19 protein-coding genes are annotated in these 19348 nt (G+C 41.0%); 12 read left to right on the top strand and 7 right to left on the bottom strand.

Features of this window, described 5'->3' with window-relative positions:
* Nucleotides 1–30 precede the first annotated feature (30 nt).
* Nucleotides 31–1020: an aspartate-semialdehyde dehydrogenase gene (locus tag WG954_RS06825; RefSeq protein WP_182803450.1), complete on the bottom strand. Its 990-nt coding sequence runs from the start codon at nucleotides 1018–1020 to the stop codon at nucleotides 31–33.
* Nucleotides 1021–1336: 316 nt separating this feature from the next.
* Here WG954_RS06825 and WG954_RS06820 point away from each other — a divergent pair, with 316 nt between their 5' ends.
* On the top strand, nucleotides 1337–3055 hold the full coding sequence (locus tag WG954_RS06820; RefSeq protein ID WP_340434868.1) for a lamin tail domain-containing protein: 1719 nt from the start codon (nucleotides 1337–1339) through the stop codon (nucleotides 3053–3055).
* A gap of 73 nt (nucleotides 3056–3128) precedes the next feature.
* Nucleotides 3129–4172, top strand: coding sequence for a hypothetical protein (locus tag WG954_RS06815; protein ID WP_340434867.1), 1044 nt, complete (start codon nucleotides 3129–3131; stop codon nucleotides 4170–4172).
* Nucleotides 4173–4216: 44 nt separating this feature from the next.
* Here WG954_RS06815 and WG954_RS06810 read toward each other — a convergent pair whose 3' ends face one another.
* From WG954_RS06810 to WG954_RS06800, 3 genes are all read right to left on the bottom strand, one after another.
* A complete protein-coding gene (locus WG954_RS06810; protein WP_340434865.1) occupies nucleotides 4217–4732 on the bottom strand; it encodes a hypothetical protein in 516 nt (171 codons plus the stop codon).
* 75 nt (nucleotides 4733–4807) lie between these two features.
* Nucleotides 4808–5731 carry a PfkB family carbohydrate kinase gene (locus WG954_RS06805; protein WP_340434863.1) on the bottom strand — a complete coding sequence of 308 codons (924 nt, stop codon included), beginning with the start codon at nucleotides 5729–5731 and terminating at the stop codon, nucleotides 4808–4810.
* A 131-nt stretch (nucleotides 5732–5862) separates the two neighbouring features.
* Nucleotides 5863–6333 (bottom strand): hypothetical protein, encoded by a 471-nt coding sequence (locus WG954_RS06800; protein WP_340434861.1) that lies wholly within the window; start codon nucleotides 6331–6333, stop codon nucleotides 5863–5865.
* 186 nt (nucleotides 6334–6519) lie between these two features.
* Here WG954_RS06800 and WG954_RS06795 point away from each other — a divergent pair, with 186 nt between their 5' ends.
* The 6 genes from WG954_RS06795 to paaD all read left to right on the top strand — a co-directional run bounded on the left by WG954_RS06795 (nucleotide 6520) and on the right by paaD (nucleotide 11171).
* Nucleotides 6520–7110, top strand: coding sequence for a TetR/AcrR family transcriptional regulator (locus WG954_RS06795; RefSeq protein ID WP_182803438.1), 591 nt, complete (start codon nucleotides 6520–6522; stop codon nucleotides 7108–7110).
* A gap of 198 nt (nucleotides 7111–7308) precedes the next feature.
* Entirely contained in the window at nucleotides 7309–8391 is a 1083-nt protein-coding gene (gene paaE / locus WG954_RS06790) for a 1,2-phenylacetyl-CoA epoxidase subunit PaaE (protein ID WP_340434858.1), read from the top strand.
* Between the two features lie 102 nt (nucleotides 8392–8493).
* A complete protein-coding gene (paaA, locus tag WG954_RS06785; RefSeq protein WP_340434856.1) occupies nucleotides 8494–9456 on the top strand; it encodes a 1,2-phenylacetyl-CoA epoxidase subunit PaaA in 963 nt (320 codons plus the stop codon).
* Nucleotides 9457–9477: 21 nt separating this feature from the next.
* Nucleotides 9478–9843, top strand: a complete 366-nt coding sequence (gene paaB, locus WG954_RS06780; RefSeq protein WP_445298451.1) for a 1,2-phenylacetyl-CoA epoxidase subunit PaaB — start codon at nucleotides 9478–9480, stop codon at nucleotides 9841–9843.
* Between the two features lie 33 nt (nucleotides 9844–9876).
* A complete protein-coding gene (gene paaC, locus WG954_RS06775; RefSeq protein ID WP_340434854.1) occupies nucleotides 9877–10614 on the top strand; it encodes a 1,2-phenylacetyl-CoA epoxidase subunit PaaC in 738 nt (245 codons plus the stop codon).
* A 38-nt stretch (nucleotides 10615–10652) separates the two neighbouring features.
* Entirely contained in the window at nucleotides 10653–11171 is a 519-nt protein-coding gene (paaD, locus tag WG954_RS06770) for a 1,2-phenylacetyl-CoA epoxidase subunit PaaD (protein ID WP_340434852.1), read from the top strand.
* Nucleotides 11172–11241: 70 nt separating this feature from the next.
* Here the strand turns inward: paaD and WG954_RS06765 are convergent, their stop codons facing one another.
* Complete coding sequence (locus WG954_RS06765; protein WP_340434850.1) at nucleotides 11242–12156, bottom strand: hydroxypyruvate isomerase family protein; 915 nt, start codon at nucleotides 12154–12156, stop codon at nucleotides 11242–11244.
* Nucleotides 12157–12318: 162 nt separating this feature from the next.
* On the opposite strand from WG954_RS06765, the gene WG954_RS06760 reads away from it, so the two are divergent.
* The 4 genes from WG954_RS06760 to WG954_RS06745 all read left to right on the top strand — a co-directional run bounded on the left by WG954_RS06760 (nucleotide 12319) and on the right by WG954_RS06745 (nucleotide 16193).
* Nucleotides 12319–13281 (top strand): formylglycine-generating enzyme family protein, encoded by a 963-nt coding sequence (locus WG954_RS06760; protein WP_340434849.1) that lies wholly within the window; start codon nucleotides 12319–12321, stop codon nucleotides 13279–13281.
* 50 nt (nucleotides 13282–13331) lie between these two features.
* Nucleotides 13332–14651: a Gfo/Idh/MocA family protein gene (locus tag WG954_RS06755; protein ID WP_340434846.1), complete on the top strand. Its 1320-nt coding sequence runs from the start codon at nucleotides 13332–13334 to the stop codon at nucleotides 14649–14651.
* Between the two features lie 96 nt (nucleotides 14652–14747).
* Nucleotides 14748–15389: an MgtC/SapB family protein gene (locus WG954_RS06750; RefSeq protein WP_340434845.1), complete on the top strand. Its 642-nt coding sequence runs from the start codon at nucleotides 14748–14750 to the stop codon at nucleotides 15387–15389.
* Between the two features lie 27 nt (nucleotides 15390–15416).
* Nucleotides 15417–16193, top strand: a complete 777-nt coding sequence (locus WG954_RS06745; protein WP_340434843.1) for an enoyl-CoA hydratase-related protein — start codon at nucleotides 15417–15419, stop codon at nucleotides 16191–16193.
* Between the two features lie 54 nt (nucleotides 16194–16247).
* On the opposite strand, the gene WG954_RS06740 is transcribed toward WG954_RS06745, so the two are convergent.
* Together WG954_RS06740 and WG954_RS06735 are read right to left on the bottom strand one after the other, a co-directional pair.
* Nucleotides 16248–17699 carry a T9SS type A sorting domain-containing protein gene (locus tag WG954_RS06740; RefSeq protein WP_340434842.1) on the bottom strand — a complete coding sequence of 484 codons (1452 nt, stop codon included), beginning with the start codon at nucleotides 17697–17699 and terminating at the stop codon, nucleotides 16248–16250.
* 23 nt (nucleotides 17700–17722) lie between these two features.
* A complete protein-coding gene (locus WG954_RS06735; RefSeq protein WP_340434840.1) occupies nucleotides 17723–19258 on the bottom strand; it encodes a hypothetical protein in 1536 nt (511 codons plus the stop codon).
* Nucleotides 19259–19348 lie beyond the last annotated feature (90 nt).

Raw genomic sequence — 19348 nt, 5'->3', positions numbered from 1 at the left:
AGGTCTGACGGAACTTGGCCGCACCTACCATTACAATAAACCTTTGCCTTGCAGGTATTCAGCGATCTGCACTGCATTGGTTGCTGCACCTTTGCGAAGGTTATCACTAACGATCCACATGTTTAATGTATTGGCTTGCGTTTCATCTCTGCGTAAACGACCAACAAACACATCATCTTTTTCATGCGCATCCATCGGCATTGGGTATTGCTGTGTAGCAGGATCATCTACTACCACAATACCAGGTGCTGAGCTGAGCAATGCTTTTACTTCGTTCAAATCAAAATCATTTGCAAACTCAACGTTTACACTTTCACTATGACCACCCATTACCGGAATACGTACAGTAGTTGCCGTTACACGAATGGAATCATCACCCATGATCTTGCAGGTTTCTTTTACCATTTTCATTTCTTCTTTGGTGTAACCATTCTCCAAAAAAACATCGATCTGCGGGATCACATTCAGATCAATCGGATATTTATAAGCCATCTCGCCAACAATTCCTTTACGTTCATTCAGCAATTGATCAACTGCTTTTACGCCTGTACCTGTTACGCTTTGGTAAGTTGATACAACCACACGCTTGATCTGGTATTTTTTATGTAGCGGTTGCAACGCCACAACCATTTGAATAGTTGAACAGTTAGGGTTGGCAATTACTTTATCTGCTGCTGTTAACACATCAGCATTTACTTCGGGCACTACTAATTTTTTTGTTGGGTCCATGCGCCATGCACTGGAGTTATCGATAACAGTAATACCGGCTTCTGCAAATTTTGGTGCCCATTCTGTTGAAGTACCACCACCGGCACTAAATAAAGCCACAGCAGGTTTGGCAGCTATTGCATCGGTCATGCTTACCACTTTGTATTTCTTTCCCTTAAACTCAACTTCTTTACCAACGGAACGTTCACTTGCAACCGGAACTAATTCGGTAACGGGGAAATTTCTTTCTGCTAATACCTGTAACATTTTGGTACCTACAAGACCTGTAGCGCCAACTACTGCAACTTTCATTTTGTTTTTTGTTTTTATTTCTGTCCGACGCCCTCGTCTGACAGAATTTTTTGTTTGATTTATAAATCCATCAGACGAGGGCATCAGATGGGGGTTAAAAAATAAGGCCTTCCGTTTCGGGAAGGCCTGTTATTATGTTTACAACACAACGTACAATGTTACCTTCCCTTGCGGAACTGTTTCTTTGTGCGTTTTGTATGTTTCATTGTATTCATGAGGCTCAAAAGTAAAGCTGAATGAGCGTTTCACCAAATTGTTTTTAGAATTTTCATGAAGCTATTTACGCAATCGTTTGATTAATGTTATTTTTAAGTACATGCTGCAACCTAAACTCCTTATAACAATTGTTTGTTTGCTGATACTGCAAGCAAACGCTTTCACTCAAAACAGATACAGCGTAGTCATTAGTGAAATCATGAGCGATCCCACGCCGCAAATAAGTTTACCCAATGTTGAATGGATAGAGATACGCAATACAACTACATCAGCTATCAACTTACAAAACTGGCGGGTGGGCGATGCAAATGGTGTGAGTGGTGCATTACCTAATTTTTTATTACAACCTGATAGCAGTGCTGTTATTTGCGGCACTACAGCAGCAGCGACAATGCAGCAGTATGGCCGCACATTTGGCGTTACAAGTTTTCCTTCCTTAGATAATAGTGGCGAAATGATTTTCATCCGCAGCAACACCGGAGCCATTGTTCATGCAGTAGAATACAATCTCAGCTGGTTCAACAATGCAGTTAAAGGCGATGGTGGCTGGACATTGGAAATGGTTGATGTTAAAAATCCGTGCAGTGGTGCAAGCAACTGGCGTGCAAGTGTTGACACAAGAGGAGGCACACCCGGAATAAAAAATTCTGTTGATGGAACCAACAGCGACCAAACGGCTCCTGCATTACTTAGAGCATTTGCAGTTGACAATACAACTTTACTGTTAACTTTTGATGAATCATTAGATAGCTTATCGGCCGCTGCTGCTGCCAATTACCAGTTGAGTAATGGCATTGGTACAGCTGCTTCGGCAGTTTGTCTTGCGCCGCTTTTCAATACCGTACAACTTACAGTAAGTAATCAATTACAATCGGGAACTGTTTATACCGTTACTGCTGTTAATGTGAAAGATTGCAGCGGCAACAGCATTGCTGCTTTTAATAATACAAAGGTTGGCATTAGTTCGGCTGCTGTTGCAAATGATATTATTATCAACGAAGTTCTGTTTAACCCCTCAAGTGACGGCACCGATTACGTGGAGATCTACAACCGCAGCAATAAGATCATCAATCTAAAATCATTATTGATTGCAAACAGAAGCAGCGCAGGAGTTATTGCAAATATGCGAGCTTTAACTGCAACAGACAGAGCGATGTTTCCCGGTGAATATCTTGTGCTGAGCGACGACGAAGCAACTGTAAAACGACAATTCACTGCAAAAAATATTTCAGCGTTTCTAAACATCTCTTCGATGCCTTCTTATTCAGATGATAAAGGCAATGTGGTATTGAGTGATAACGGCGGAACTATTATCGATGAAGTTACTTATGATGACAAATGGCATTTTGCGTTGATCAATAACAGTGAAGGCGTGGCTTTAGAACGTATTGACCCGAATGCTTCCACACAAAACAAAGACAACTGGCATAGTGCTGCAAAAGATGTGGGCTATGGCACACCCACTTATCAAAACTCGCAGTTTCGTTTAGATCTGCAGGTGCAGGGTGATGTAACTGTAACACCTGAAGTATTTTCACCTGACAATGATGGCACGGATGATTTTCTTACCATCAGTTATCGTTTTCCTGAAACAGGCTATTTGATGAATATTACTGTGTTTGATGCTGGTGGCCGTCCTGTAAAAGCATTGCAACGAAATGCAATTTGCAGCCAGCAGGGAAATTTCCGCTGGGATGGCTTGAATGATAAACTGCAACAATTACCACTTGGTCCTTACGTGATCTTTACAGAAGTATTTAACCTGCAAGGCAAAGTTAAACGTTTCAAAAACCAGGTGGTATTAGCAAGAAGGTTTTAATGACCGAAATCAGATACAGCAGCAATTATCAACAACAAAACTTTGGTTAACTTGAAGCCTGAACAGAAGTACCATGATCAGCCGCAAAAAAATATTTTATCCCGTCAGCGAACCCTTGCACCAGTACCTGCGGTTGTATCACCAGGAGTTGACGTTGCCTGTATCTTACGACGATTTGAAGTATTATGCAGAATCAATTCCATTGCTTGATAAGTTTGGGAAAGACACACTTTGGGAAACGGTTATCTATCCGCAATCGGAAATAACAAGAGTACACGATCATATAAAAGTGATCTATGCAAAATTAAAAGCAGCCGGTGATCTCAAGGCGTTGAACCATCTCTATATTGAGCGCATCGATTACTGTACGTTTGGCAACTCGCATCCTTACCGTATCAAGATCGTAAACAAGTATAACGATGTGTACGACTATTTCTATATAAAAACAGCCGATGCATCACGTGTTTATGGATTGGAGCTGGAGCAATTGCTATCGCCCAATCCTGTGCATTATTTGTGTGATGGAAATACATTGGTGGAAGAACATATCGCAGGCATCCCAGGTGATCAGTTTTTAAAACTCATCCCACGCCGACCTGAATACAATTTAAAGCGTATTGCAAAAGAGTTTGTGAAGTTTAATGAACGTTGTTTCCTGCGTTTGCTGGGCGATATGCGTGCTTACAATTTTGTGTTCATCATTACGCCGGATTTTGATGATTATAAATTCTTCATCCGTGCCATTGATTTCGATCAGCAGTTTTACGAAGGCAGTAAGAATATTTATTTGCCACAGTTCTTTAAAGAGAACTACCCTTTTGTTGAATTGGTGCAAAAACATCTGAACCCTGAAGTGGTGCAGCAATATCAACAGGAAGAAAGGGCTGTGATCGCAAGGCGCATTCGGGAGGAACGTTACCGTTTACGGGACCTGCGTGATGTGTTGGTGAAAGACAAGATTTCTACGCCTGAAAAAATTCAGCAACTTGGTCATGAGCTTGCATTGCATTACGATGATCCAGTTTTTGCACGTTGTAAAAGTATGGGCGAAATTATCGACCGGAGTTTAAAACGGGTGTTGATCAGGACGCATACGAAAGGGGTGAAGATTGGGTAAGGATGGATTTCCTTCAATCAATCAGAACGAGGAACGATTTGCTGTCATCGATCCAAAATCATTCTATTTTCAGCTTTTGAACATATAGTATAGACTAAATCATCAAATGGGTTCCTTTGATTTGATACCCCTGTTCCAACTTCAATAATATCCAAACCATCGCTTATCTGAATGGTTTCAATTGTCGCAAATTCAAACCTTCTTGATGCAGTGTCTTTTAAAAGTCTTTCACATTCATAAATAAACGACTTTATGTAAATCTGAAATGAAGAATCAAATACTTTTTTATCCAGAACCTTTGTTTCGTTTCTAAAATAGGAAATGACAATCTGCTTATTGTTCTTTTGAGAAATTTCTATTCGTTGAGTTTCTTCGCTGACACAACCCTTGGAATATTGTTTAAATTCTAAATCGCCTCCGTTTAAAAAAATTACTGAAGAGATATAATTACCTGTTGTTTTATCTCCCGAATATGGTTCTTTTGCAACTTTGTCAACATCACTGCAAGAGACGTTCAATAATATGAACAGAATAAATTGTATAGTAAGGAGCTTCAACATTACAAGTACAAACTATTACTAAAAACAAAAAAAAGCAGCATTACTGCTGCTTTAAAAGTTTTATTTAACATCTCCTCACACCAACTCAATATCAAAATTCACCAATTGTACAAACTGCTGAATGCGTGCTTCAATATCTTCTTTCGAAATTTCTTTCAAACGGGTTGTTCCAAATTTTTCAACACAGAAGCTTGCCATTGCACTACCCACAATAATGGCTGTCTTCATATTTTCAAAGCTGATGTCTTTTGTTTTGGCAATATGACCAATAAAGCCACCTGCAAATGTATCACCTGCACCGGTTGGGTCAAACACATCTTCTAGCGGTAAAGCAGGAGCAAAAAACACCTGGTCGTCGTGGAAGAGTAATGCACCGTGTTCGCCTTTTTTAATGATCAGGTATTTCGGGCCCATGTTCATGATCACCTTGGCTGCTTTTACCAGCGAATATTGTCCACTCAACTGGCGTGCTTCACTATCATTCACCATCAACACATCTACTTTCTTCAAAACGTTTTCCAGGTCAGGCATTGCAATTTCCATCCAGAAATTCATTGTATCGAGCACCACCAGTTTGGGTTTGTTCTTCATTTGATCGATCACTGCATTCTGTACGGCAGGCACCAGGTTACCCAGCATCAGGAATTCACAATCCTGGTAGCTGTCGGGCACAACTGGGTTAAAGTTGGCCAGCACGTTCAACTGCGTATCAAGTGTGTCACGTGTATTCATGTCTAAATGATAGCGGCCGCTCCAGAAAAATGATTTCTCATTTTCTTTGATCTCAACCCCCTCTGTTACCACACCACGGGCCTCAAGCATTTGCAGTTCTTCTTTCGGAAAATCGCCGCCAACCACGCTCACCTGTTTAATGGGTTGGGTAAAATTTGAAGCGCTCCAGGCAATATACGTGGCAGCCCCACCAATAATTCGATCGCTTTTACCAAAGGGAGTTTCAATTGCATCAAAGGCCATAGAGCCCACAACTACTAAAGACATAAGGGAGTTTGTTTTTTGTTTACCGCATTTACGGATGCGGACAAAGGTAATGGCTGAAGACCTATTGCCGAAAAAGGATATAAAAAAAGCACCACCGTTGCCGGCAGTGCTTCACAGAAACGAAACCCGTTTTACTTTTTATCGCTCCGTACGAGGTCAAAAAACTTGTTGTCGCTCATACCCAGCCAGATCATATCGATCTGGTTAATGTCGAAGGCTTTATCGAAACATACATATTGAATGTGGTTTTGGCCTGGTTGAACTGTCCAGTTACAAGACAGATCACCCTCTTTTGCCTGGGTGGTATAGTTATAGAACATATCGTTGTTCTTGAGCTTAATGTAAATCTTGTAATCACTCCATTTGAATGGTTCGGCGCCTTCCTGGTTAATAACGGCCATGCGGATCTTGGTGTAACCTGTTCCATCATCACGTGTAATAAATTCGTTTTTGGTTACATACACACCAATAAGGAAGTTGATGGTTTTACTTGGGTTTGAAATGCTCTCATAATAATAATCACTTTGAGCTTTTGCATTTGTTGGAGCCAGTGTTAAGAATGCTCCACAAATAAGGGCGAGGAAAAGGAGTTTCTGTTTCATTGAATGATGTTTAATTGTTTTGGGTAACCGCAATACATGCAACTAACAATGCAGGATAATCTTTTTTTTTGCAACATTATGCAGATATCACAAGTTGTAAACTTTACATTTCAAAAGTATCATACGGGCTATTTCATTTCAATACCCGCAACACGGTATTTTACCTAAAACAAAGTACATTTGGGCATGGGAAAACTGAAAGTGCCAAAGAATGGCAACCGCAAAGACCTCATTGTAAAAGCCGGCGCCGCCCTCTTCAGGGAAAAAGGTTTTGGTGCAGCCAGTATGAGAGACCTGGCTGAGAACCTTGGTATTGAAGCCGCAAGCTTGTACAATCACATACGTTCCAAAAATGAGATATTGGAATCGGTATGTTTTAATGTAGCCAATCGCTTTAACCTGCATTTAGATGAAATTGAAAGTGGCAGTCTTACGCCGATCAAAAAGATCGAAACCTTGCTTCGCTTTCATATTCAGCAGATGATCGACAACTACGAAGAAGTAATGGTGAGCGACAGAGAGTGGAAACACCTGGATGAGCCTTACCGTTCTAACTTCCACACGCAGCGTCGTAACTACAGGAAACGACTTGCTTTGATCATTGAAGACGGTATGAAAAAAGGTGAGATCAAAAAGATCGATGCACCGACGGCAGTTGTAATTCTGCTTCATTCTGTAAGCGGTATTGAAAGCTGGCACCGTTCCACTGCCAAGATCAGTGGCAATGAGCTGGAAGACAATATGGTGTTGATCATGATTGATGGGTTAAGAAAATAAGATTGCTGCTCTCCATTTACTTCACATCAAACAGCTTGCTTTTCCAATGAAATACCTTTTTTTATTTGCGCTGTGCCTTTTAAGTTTACAACCAAAGGCGCAAACGGACAGTCTTTTGTTTGAATGAAGCTACTGAATCGTTCGTGTTGCTTTTAAAAGCTCTGTCAGAATATCAGGAAACATTTTTTAGATTGCCGCATGTCTATCCATTTTCATCCTTTACGAGTTAAAGAAGTAAAAAAAGAAACAAGTGATTGTGTTTCTGTGTTGTTTGATGTTCCTGAAAACTTAAAGGAAGAATTCAACTTCACACAAGGACAAAGCCTTACCATGCGTGCTATTATAAATGGTGAAGAGGTAAGACGTACGTATTCTATTTGCAGCAGTCCATTAGAACGTCAACTGAAAGTTGCCATCAAGAAAGTGGAAGCTGGTGCCTTCTCAATTTTTGCAAACGAAGATTTGAAACAAAATGATGTGTTAGAAGTAATGACTCCAATAGGTCGTTTCTACACAACACTTGACGCATCCAATAGAAAAAATTATGTGGCCTTTGCTGCCGGTAGCGGCATCACTCCGCTTCTTTCCATTATTAAAACAACGCTGGCAATTGAACCTGATAGTACGTTCACCTTGGTGTACGGAAATAAAACCCGTTCATCCATTATCTTCTTTGAAGAACTGGAAGGTTTGAAGAATAAATACATCAACCGGTTTAACCTCATTCATATTTTAAGCAGGGAAAAAACAGATGCTGATCTGAATTTCGGCAGAATCACGAAAGAAAAATGCAGCGACCTCTTCAGCAAACTGCTGAATGTAAAAACGGTCGATGAGTTTTTTATCTGCGGACCGGAAGACATGATTTTTTCAGTGAAAGACTTTTTAGAAAGCAACGGCGTAACTGAAAAGAAAATTCATTTCGAACTGTTTACTACACCGGGACAGAATAAAGCCTCAAGGCACAAGGCACATGCTACAAGCGAAGAAGGCCCAAAAAGTAATATCACAGTTAAGTTAGATGGAAGGAGTTTTAATTTTGCTATTCCGTTCAACAGTGAAACAACCATTCTTGATGCAGCTATGCAGCAAGGCGCTGATGTTCCTTATGCCTGCAAAGGCGGTGTGTGCTGCACCTGCAAAGCCAAACTGCTAGTTGGTGAAGTAAAAATGGATGTTCATTGGGGTTTGGAGCAGGAAGAAATTGAACAGGGTTTTATATTAACCTGCCAAAGTCATCCCACAACCGAAAACGTAACGGTTGATTTCGATGTGAAGTAAGCACTCACATCCTGCATGAGAATTATCTGTACAAATAAAGGCTAAACAAACTCGCCAAACAGGTGTTAGTTTTGATTAAATTTGCTAATCAACAGCATTGTTATGTCATTACATGATTTTGAACAGGTATTTCAGAGCAAGATCGATCAGGAAATTAAGATCGAGCCCAAGGAATGGATGCCCGATGCCTACCGGAAAACGAATATCCGGCAGATCAGTCAGCATGCACACAGCGAAATTGTAGGGATGCTGCCAGAAGGTAATTGGATCAGCCGTGCTCCATCGCTCAAACGCAAAGCTATTTTGATGGCGAAGGTGCAGGACGAAGCCGGCCATGGTTTGTACCTCTATTGTGCTGCTGAAACATTAGGCATGAGCCGTGAACAAATGATCGACGACCTACACAGCGGCAAAGCCAAATACTCTTCCATCTTTAATTATCCCACCTTAACATGGGCTGATATGGGTGCCATTGGCTGGTTAGTGGATGGCGCCGCCATTCTTAACCAGGTAATGTTGTGCCGCACCAGTTACGGACCATATGCAAGAGCAATGGTGCGAATTTGTAAAGAAGAAAGTTTTCATCAACGCCAGGGTTTTGAATCGTTGCTAGTGTTATCGAAAGGAACCGATGAACAAAAAGCCATGTGCCAGGATGCCATCAACAGATGGTGGTGGCCAAGCTTAATGATGTTTGGACCGAAGGATAGCGAAAGCACCAACAGCGATCAAAGCATGAAGTGGAAGATCAAACGCAAAACAAATGATGAGTTGCGTCAGCAGTTTGTAGATATGTGTGTAGAGCAGGTGAAATTATTAGGCATGACCTTGCCCGATCCGCATTTGAAATGGAACGAGGAACGTGGTCACTATGACTTTGGTGAAATTGACTGGAACGAATTCTGGAATGTGGTGAAAGGAAATGGCCCTTGTAATAAAGAACGATTGAATGCACGCCGCAAAGCACACGAAGAAGGAAGATGGGTGCGAGAAGCAGCAGCGGCACATGCGGAGAAAAGAAAACAACAACCCCAAACCCCTAAAGGGGCTTTAGCAGCAGCTTAAGTAAACTCAACAACAGCAATTATGAATTTTCAGATAAGAAAATTTTATTACGGCGATATCCCTGAAGAAAAAGGAGGAGCCAGTAATTATCAAACACAAGCTGATGCGGCCGGCTGGCCTCTGTGGGAAGTGTTCATCCGCAGCAAGCAAGGTCTCGATCATAAGCATGTTGGTAGTTTAAAAGCTGCTGATGCGCAAATGGCCATCGAAAATGCACGTGATGTTTATACAAGACGTATGGAAGGGGTAAGTATTTGGGTAGTTGAAAGCAAATACATTCATGCCAGCAATCCTGATGAAGCAGAAAGTTTATACGATCCTGCGAATGATAAAGTATACCGTCATCCTACTTTTTATGATTTGCCCGATGAGGTAAAGCATATGTAACCGCTGATGAAAACTGAATAAACGATTTTATTGATGAGTGCTTCACTAATAGATTATACATTACACTTAGCAGATACAACACTGATCCTTTCGCAAAGGAATAGTGAATGGTGTGGACACGGACCAATACTGGAACAGGATATTGCCATCACCAATATTTCATTAGACTTACTTGGGCAAGCAAGAAATTTTTATCAATACGCAGCAACGTTGAGGAACGATGGTTCAACGGAAGATTCATTAGCTTACTTACGAACCGAACGTGAGTTTAAAAATGTATTGCTTGTTGAACTGGAGAGCGGCGATTGGGGACAAACCATTTTACGTCAATTCCTGTTCAGTCAGTTTCAACATTTATTGTTTCAACAACTGCAGCAAAGTACAGATGAACAGTTAGCAGCTATTGCAGCAAAAGCTAATAAAGAAACAACCTATCATCTTCGTTGGAGCAGTGAATGGGTGATTCGTTTGGGCGATGGTACAGAAGAAAGTCACAAACGCATGTTGCATGCCATTGATGAACTATGGCGTTACACCGGTGAACTATTTGAAGCTGCAGATTATGAAACAGCCATTGGTATTGATCTTGCTTCCATCAAACAAACATGGACAGAAAAAGTAACGGCTGTATTTGATGAAGCAAAACTTCCTGTTCCTGAAAATGTATTTATGCAGAGCGGCGGTAAGAAAGGAATTCATACAGAACAACTCGGTTATATCTTAACAGAATTACAATACCTGCAACGCACTTATCCGGGAGCGAAGTGGTAAAGCCCCCATCCCCTGAAGGGGAGTTATTGTCGGAAATCATGAATAATGAACAACTTCATATCAACGCATCAACTGCAGAACAAAAAATCTGGTCAATACTTGCAACAGTAGTTGATCCGGAAGTTCCTGTGTTAACGGTACTTGATTTGGGAATTGTTCGTGAAGTAGAAATAAATGGAAGCGAGGTGGAAGTGATCATCACCCCCACTTACACCGGTTGCCCTGCCATGGATATGATTGCGATGAACATCCGTCTTGCATTAGCCGAGCAGGGATATAAACAGGTAAAAATTACTTCTATACTTTCTCCTGCATGGACAACTGATTGGATGACGGAAGCTGGAAAAGAAAAACTGAAGCAATACGGAATCGCTCCGCCCAATCCGAAGCAACAGGTTTGTAACGATAAATTGTTTGCGGCAAATGAAGCGATTCAATGTCCGCACTGCAACTCACATCACACACATCGCATCAGCGAGTTTGGCTCAACGGCCTGCAAAGCATTGTATCAATGCGATGATTGCAAAGAGCCGTTTGATTATTTCAAATGCCATTGAGGATGTCTGATATATGATTTATAATGTTTGATTTGAAAAGAATCCGAAATCATAAATCTAAAATCTACTATCAGAAGCTGTCTGCTTCACGGTAGGCTTTAATCAACGCCAGTTCACCTTCTTTTCCCGGAGCTGCATTACCGTGTTCCATTCCCATAATTCCTTTGAAGCCCTTCTTGTGAATATGCTTGAAAATGTTCTTGTAATTCATTTCACCGGTGCCTGGTTCTTTACGGCCGGGATTGTCACCGATCTGGAAATAACCTGTTTCTTCCCACACACGATCAATTGATGCAATGATATTGCCTTCGTTCCGCTGCATATGGTACATATCAAACAAAAACTTGCACGACGGACTGTTCACCGCTTTACAGATCATATACGTTTGATCGGTACCACGTAAAAACAGATCATTATTATCGCTCAATGCTTCCAACACCATGATCAAACCATGTGGCTCTAATATTTCAGCACCTTTACGCAAAGCAGTAATAACATTGGCCGTTTGCAGATCAAGTGATAAACGACGTTCATAATTCCCCGGCACAACCGTTAACCATTTTGCATTGCAACGCTTAGCTACTTCTACTGCTGTTTTACAATCCTTCACCATCTTATCAATCCACTCCTGTTTGCCACTGGTGAGTGATGTGATCCAATGCCAGTTATCGGAAGTGATCACAAACACGCCCATACGCATACCCAACTTCGCCAGCAAATCACCAATTTTCTTTTGCTCATCTGCAGAGCGGCCCATCATGCCATTGTCTTCAATGCTGCGAAAACCCTGATCGTATGCCCAGCGTATCTGATCGAGAAAACTATCACCGCCATGATTTTTAAACATGCCTGCATGAAAAGCATAATCTAATTGAAAAGGTTTTTCTGCTGCCTGGAGTTTGGTTGATTCAGCCATAGCACTTGTACCTGTTACAGCAGCTGCGCCTGCCAATACCGATTGTTGAAGAAATTGTCTGCGTTGCATAGTTATTTGTTTGGGCTCTCAATTTAACGACTATGTTTAAGAATTACGAACTCCTTTTCTTCTATTGCGCAAACGGTTTCACAGGTACAAAAGCCTACCATTCACATTTCGCTAACAAGTGTAACCATTAGTTTCAGTAATTTCCATGTTCCTATTTCAATCATGAAGAAGTTATTATTTACAATGCCGTTTCTTGCAACGGTTTTATTTAGCAGTGCTCAGACGGGTGATACAGCTTTCCGTACCTACATGCAAGCCATCCCATCAAGCAGTTTTCAAAGTAAAATGGTTGCCATCCCTGCTGGATCTTTCATGATGGGAAGCAGTGATGCCGACAAACTGAAAGAAGCAGATGAAACCCCGCAACGGCAGGTGAAAGTAGATGCATTCTGGATGGGTGCTTATGAAGTTACGTATGATGAGTTCAATGCATTTTTTCTCGATGAATCAATCAGTCAGAATACAGCTGTTGATGCAGTTACAAGACCAAGCTCTCCTTATATTGATATGACATTGGGCATGGGCAAGGAAGGCGGCTTTCCTGCCAACAGTATGCAGCAATATGGTGCACTCATGTATTGCAAATGGTTGTATAAAAAAACAGGAATCTTTTTTCGTTTGCCCACGGAAGCTGAATGGGAATATGCCTGTCGTGCAGGAACAACTACTGCTTATCCTTTTGGAACAGAAGTAAAACAATTAGAAAAATTTGCCTGGTTCAAAACCAACAGCGATAACCGTTATCATAAAGTTGGAGAGAAGCAACCAAACGCCTGGGGTTTGTATGATATGCTGGGCAATGTTGGTGAATGGGTGTTAGATCAATACAGTGAAACATATTTTACAACGATTGGTGAGAATGCAAATAATCCATTGATCGAACCAACAGCACGTTATCCAAGAACGGTGAAAGGCGGAACATACCAGGATGAAGCAAAAGAATTACGTAGTGCCAATCGGATTAAATCAGATCCTGTATGGAACCGTCGTGATCCACAGATACCAAGAAGTAAATGGTGGAATGCTGATGCACCGTTTATCGGTTTCCGCATTATCCGTCCGGTGAAACAACCAACTGCTGAAGAAGCAGAAGTGTTCTTTCAAAAGTATTTGGGAGAAGATTGATGAATAATGAGTAAAAGAAAATATAAACTGTAAATATCTAAACCATCTTCATGAACAACGATAACAATTCACGCAGGGATTTTGTAAAAAATTCTTCGCTGCTTGCCGGTGGTCTCATCATGAGTCCGCTCTTTTCAAATGCCAATTTCTTTTCAGGTGCCGATGAAACGATCAAAGTTGCATTGGTTGGTTGTGGCGGTCGTGGTACCGGCGCTGCCATGCAGGCGTTGCTAACGAAACAAAATGTAAAACTCGTTGCAATGGCCGATGCGTTCCGTGATCGTATCGACAACTGTTATAAAACATTAACAAGAGATGACGGCTCAGGTGGTTCTGTAAAAGGAAGAGTAGATGTGCCTGAAGAACGGAAGTTTGTTGGCTTTGATGCATATGCAAAAGCAATTGCACTAGCCGATGTGGTGATCTTAACCACACCTCCTGGTTTCCGTCCCATTCATTTTGAAGAAGCCGTGAACAAAGGCAAGCATGTGTTCATGGAAAAACCGGTAGCAACTGATCCTGTTGGTATCCGCAGGGTGCTGGAAGCTGCTGAAAAAGCAAAACAGCAGAAGCTGAATGTGGTGGTTGGTTTGCAACGCCGTTATCAAAACTCCTACCGTGAGTTATTTAAACGCAAAAACCTTATTGGCGATATCACATCAGCACAAGCATGGTGGAACAACGATGGTGTATGGGTGAACAAACGCAAATACGGTCAAACAGAAATGGAATACCAAATGCGTAACTGGTATTATTTCAACTGGCTTTGCGGCGATCATATCGTAGAACAGCACATTCATAATATTGATGTGGTGAACTGGTTCAAAGATGCTTATCCTGTAAAAGCTCAAGGTATGGGTGGAAGACAAGTGCGTAAAGGAAAAGATCATGGTGAAATTTTTGATCATCACTATGTTGAGTTTACCTATGCAGATGGTTCAGTGTTGAACAGTCAGTGTCGACATATCCCTGGTACGATGAGTCGTGTGGATGAACTGATCATTGGTACCAAAGGAAGTATTAAAGGTGATGCAGCAACCATTCTTGATGCAAAAGGAAAACCAATTTTCCAGTTCGATAAGAAAGGAGAAAACAATCCTTACCAAAACGAGCATGATGAACTGTTTGCAGCCATTGCTAAAGGTGAATACAAATTTGCTGATGCAGAAATTGGTGCAAAGAGTACATTGACTGCTATCATGGGTCGTATGGCAACATATTCAGGCCAAATGCTGGAGTGGGATAAAATCTTAGCATCCAACCTCAATCTTCAACCAAAGAAATATGATTGGGATGCAGCACCTCCTATTCTTCCAAATGATGATGGTTATTATCCGGTAGCTGTGCCGGGTGTAACAAAATATGTTTAATCATTTCTAATTGCATATACAGAGGCCATCAGTTGATGGCCTTTTTCGTTGTTATTACATTTCACTACCTTGTCTTTCGTTTAAAGGATACATCTTATGGATATTACCATCTACTTAGAAGAAGCCGCACAGGTTTCGATTGCATTTATCATTGGTGCAGTCATTGGGCTTGAACGTGAGTTTAGAAGTAAACCGGCAGGTTTTCGCACCATGATCTTTATTTGTGTTGGCTCCTGTTTGTACACCATTCTTTCAAAAGAAAGTAACACGATTAGCCCCGATCGTATTGCCAGTAACATTGTAACGGGTATTGGTTTTATTGGTGCAGGCGTCATTTTTAAAGAAGGCATTTCGGTGAATGGATTAACCACTGCTGCATTGATCTGGATCACTGCTGCTTTAGGCATGGCCATCGGCTATCACAATTATCCATTGGCCATTGTTGTAAGCAGCATGGTGGTAATTGCCTTGTTTGTGCTGGAACCTGTGCAACGTTTTATTAACCGTTTGCATAAAGTAAAAGATTACAAGATCAAAACAGACGATACTACAGATGCATTGAAAAAGGAAATGGAAGCATTCTTTGAAAAGCATGATATTAATTTCCGCTGTATGAAAATGAACAAAGAAAATAACGAAGCTGTTTATCTTTATCGCATTGGCGCACCAAAACACGATTATGATATTGTGAATGAATTTCTGTTGAGACATAAAAGTGTCATCAGTTTCGATATTTAATTTCTATTTACGCTATAACAATTGCATATGTCATCCATTCTGTTTGAAATAAAAAACTCCATTGCCTACATCACACTAAACCGTGCTGATAAATTCAATTCGTTCAATCGGGAAATGGCGCTGCTGTTGCAAAACAGGCTCGATGAATGTGCATCGCTCCACGAAATACGTTGCGTTTACATCACTGGCGCAGGAAAAGCCTTTTGTGCAGGTCAGGATATTGGCGAACTGGTAGGTGAAGACAAAATTGAGTTAGCACAAATTTTATCAGAGCATTATAATCCCATCGTTAAACGCATCCGCAACTTACCCAAGCCAGTAATTGCTGCGGTGAACGGCGTGGCCGCAGGTGCAGGTGCTAATCTTGCTTTGTGTTGCGATATTGTTGTGGCTGCAGAATCAGCATCGTTCATACAAGCATTTTCAAAAATTGGTTTGATCCCCGACAGTGGTGGCACATTCACTTTGCCACGATTAATCGGTTGGCAAAAGGCAAGTGCGTTGATGATGACCGGAGATAAAGTTTCAGCCAGCGATGCAGAACGTTTTGGTATGATCTACAAAGTATTTCCTGCTGATCTGTTTGAAGCAGAGAGTAAGAAGATCGCTCATACATTAGCCAACATGCCAACCAAAGGCTTAGCCTACACAAAGCATGTATTGAATTATTCATTCAACAATTCCTGGGAAGAGCAATTACAATTGGAAGATCAGTTTCAGCAAAAAGCTGCATTAACAGAAGATTACCAGGAAGGCATCAATGCATTTCTGGAAAAGAGACAGGCAAACTTCAAAGGAAAATAAAAAGGCCCGTCACAAAAATGCAACAGGCCTGTCATCAGTGGTAAGCAAGTAGTCTTAGTTGGTTTTAATGAATTGGAAAGTTTGCACATTTCCTATATCGTCTTTTAATTGCAGTATATATGAGCCTGTCGGTAACATACCCAAATCAAGATTCATTTTATGTTCTCCTTTTGTATAATGTTGATTGAATGTTTGTATCAGTAAGCCTGAAGCGTTGGTAATGTTCGCTGTAATCAATGAGCTCTGTTGCAAAGAAAAACTGATGGTTGTTTTATTTTTTACCGGGTTTGGATAAAGTGTCGCTGCTTTGAACGCTGTAACATTTATGCGGATGATTTTTGAATAGGTAATCTTCCCATCAGCATCCACTTGCTTTAAACGATAGTAATACGATTGATGATTTATCTGGCGATGAACAAAATTATAAGTACTTAAACTGGTACTGTTTCCAGCAGCCACTACTCTGCCTGCTTCTGTAAAATCACTTCCATTTAATGAAGCTTCCACAACATAATGATCTGTGTTCTGCTCTGATGTGGTTGACCAATTGATCATGTTTTCGTTTCCATTATTCTTGCCTGAAAGTTCAAGTGAGCCTGCTGGCAAAATACCCATGAGCATGGTTACTGAAAATGGTGAGAAGCTTGTAAACCCGGCACGTGTTACAGTGTATGGATCTGAGCCCGATGCCATAATATTCACCATCCCATAATCCCATGCTGATGATGTGTAATGGGCAAGCCGGCTGAATACCCTGTTGAAACCTGTAAGCTCTAATGAAGCAGGCCATTGACAGGTAAGCGATGCATTAGAACCTCCATTCACTGATTCAGAAACCATCCACGTAGCATCAACTGCGTTTGAATTCATTGTGTTTCCTGTTGTTCCGTTGGTATATACAGCAGGTAACATGCGTACATTAAATACATCGGTTGTTGAAAACAAAGCCAATGAAATACTTATTGGAGTATATGCTGAAGATGTGCCGACAGGAAACGTTTTAGACCCCAGAGCTGCAATCTGCTGTTTTAATACGCCGTTACCAACTGAAACGAGGTAAGTGGTTGCACCAGCACCGCTGATAGTTGCACTGTTTGCTATGGTCATATCATAATTATCGAGTGATAATTTACCGGCGGTGAATGTCAACGTATTGTTGATCGTCACTGCAGAAGAAAGCGTTGCGAGTCCTGACAATTTATTGATCGTAAGTTTATAAAAAGGCGAGGTACTCGTAGTATTGATATATTGTGTACCGGTTCCGTTCATCGTTAACTCACCTGTACCAACAGGTGTTGAAGCCTGGTTATTGGTATAGTTTTGTTTTGCGTAAAATCTGCCATTGTTGGTGAGTGATGCAGAAGTAGCGTTCGTAAAATTTCCGATAACAGAAACAGTATCTGTGTTACCGGTAATGTAAAGTATACCGTTGTTTGTGATATCAACTTGTGCCGTTGCAAAAAGCACCGTGCAATAAAATAAAAGGGAGCAGACTATTTTCTTCATAGCATTTGAATAATGGTGCCGGGTTATTTAATTGCCATGTTCATGGTTTCCACTGTCATGCTACTATTGTCAGATGTATTTGCAGCCCACACTTCAATATAATCGTTTGTGGAAAGTTGTACGGTACAGGTAATAGTAAGTGAGCCCTTATCTACACCGGTTGATAAACGCATGGCCTGTTCCGATTCAGGAAGCTTTACACCATTTTTATAAATGTAGAAGGAGAAATATTTATTTGCCGACTGCGATGTTACACTTACTGAAGCAACTACTGAAAATCGTCTTGTTTTAATACCATCATATACTAATCGGTTGTTTGCGGATGAACTTACTCTGAACAACCCGGTAGCCGAAGTTGAACCCAATACTTTTGTTGGCACATTGGTGCCGGAAAAACTTGTTGTATTTGTTGAAGTTAAATAAAGGTTGCCCGAAGCAACATCATCCTTTTCCGTTGTAATACCCGGGCACTCTACTTCCCACTTGCCAGAGAAACTTCCATACACTCTTGTGCCGGTTCCCATCAAAGCAGTATTCCTAAACGTAGCCGCATCACTGATAGATGTTACACCACTTACATCAAAACCAACAGCTGAATTTGTACTTACAGCATTACTAAAACCTCCAAGCTTTTCGACCATGGTAAAACTGCCCACTAATTTTTCATAGGTATTTGAGTTGGTAGAAAACCACGCAGTGTTATCAAGTAACAGATGGCTCACATCCTGGTAAGTAATTCCATTTGTGTTTGCTGAATAGTTAACCACACTAAAGAAAACAATATAGCCTCCCTTCACCAAGCCAACATCTTTACAGTTACCTACAATATTATCTCTGAATAAAAGAGTTTCAGTTGCGCCCATATCAAGATTAAACAGTTTGGAGCCTGTTGTAATTGCTGCGAGTGTAAGCGTTTTAATTGATCCACCTTTTGTGCCGGTAAATAATTCACCGCTTCCGGGTGTATAGATCAGTTTGTCATTATTCGCATCCATACCAACGAGATAACATCCATTCAGGTTGATCTTGCTGGTTAAATAAATAGTTCCGTTTACTTCATAAGTAGTGCCTGCTGCCAATGTTATAACGCCCGACACAGGAGCGGGAAAATCTGCTGCTGATTGAACAAGAACATAGTTGTTTCTTGTTTTGGCTACACCTGAACTGGTGATGTTCCAGTTAGCACCGTCACTTATTACTGTAAGTATTTCCTTTGAATCGTTGAGTAACCATGATGAAGCCCCATCAATAGTTTGCGAAGATGTAGTAGCAATAGTTAAAACAGGTAAAGGACTTGCTAAGCTTGCATTCTTAATTGAATATACTCTCCCGGCACAACCAGTTGCATCTGGCAAAGTAAGCGATGCGGCTGAAGTACCTGTAAACAAAAGAGTATTATCAGTTGATGCAGCTGTGGTTGAACTGGTGAACGCTCTGTAATTTAGTGATATCGATCCTCGCACATCTAAAGTAGAAGTTGGAGAAGTAGTTCCTATGCCAATTTGAGCACCTGCACTTATTGCAAATGCGCATAGGATTACAGTGAAAAGATTTTTCATTGGATACGTAAATTGGTTGATGACTAAAGTGAACTTTTGTGTTCAATTAAGGGGTAAAAGTAGCCGAACTAATCAGTTTCACTTATAGAG

Origin of the sequence: Lacibacter sp. H375 (genome assembly GCF_037892425.1) — a bacterium.
Classification (GTDB): Bacteria; Bacteroidota; Bacteroidia; order Chitinophagales; family Chitinophagaceae; genus Lacibacter.
Note: the sequence above shows the minus strand (reverse complement) of the source record. Positions and strands in the feature narration are given on the sequence as shown.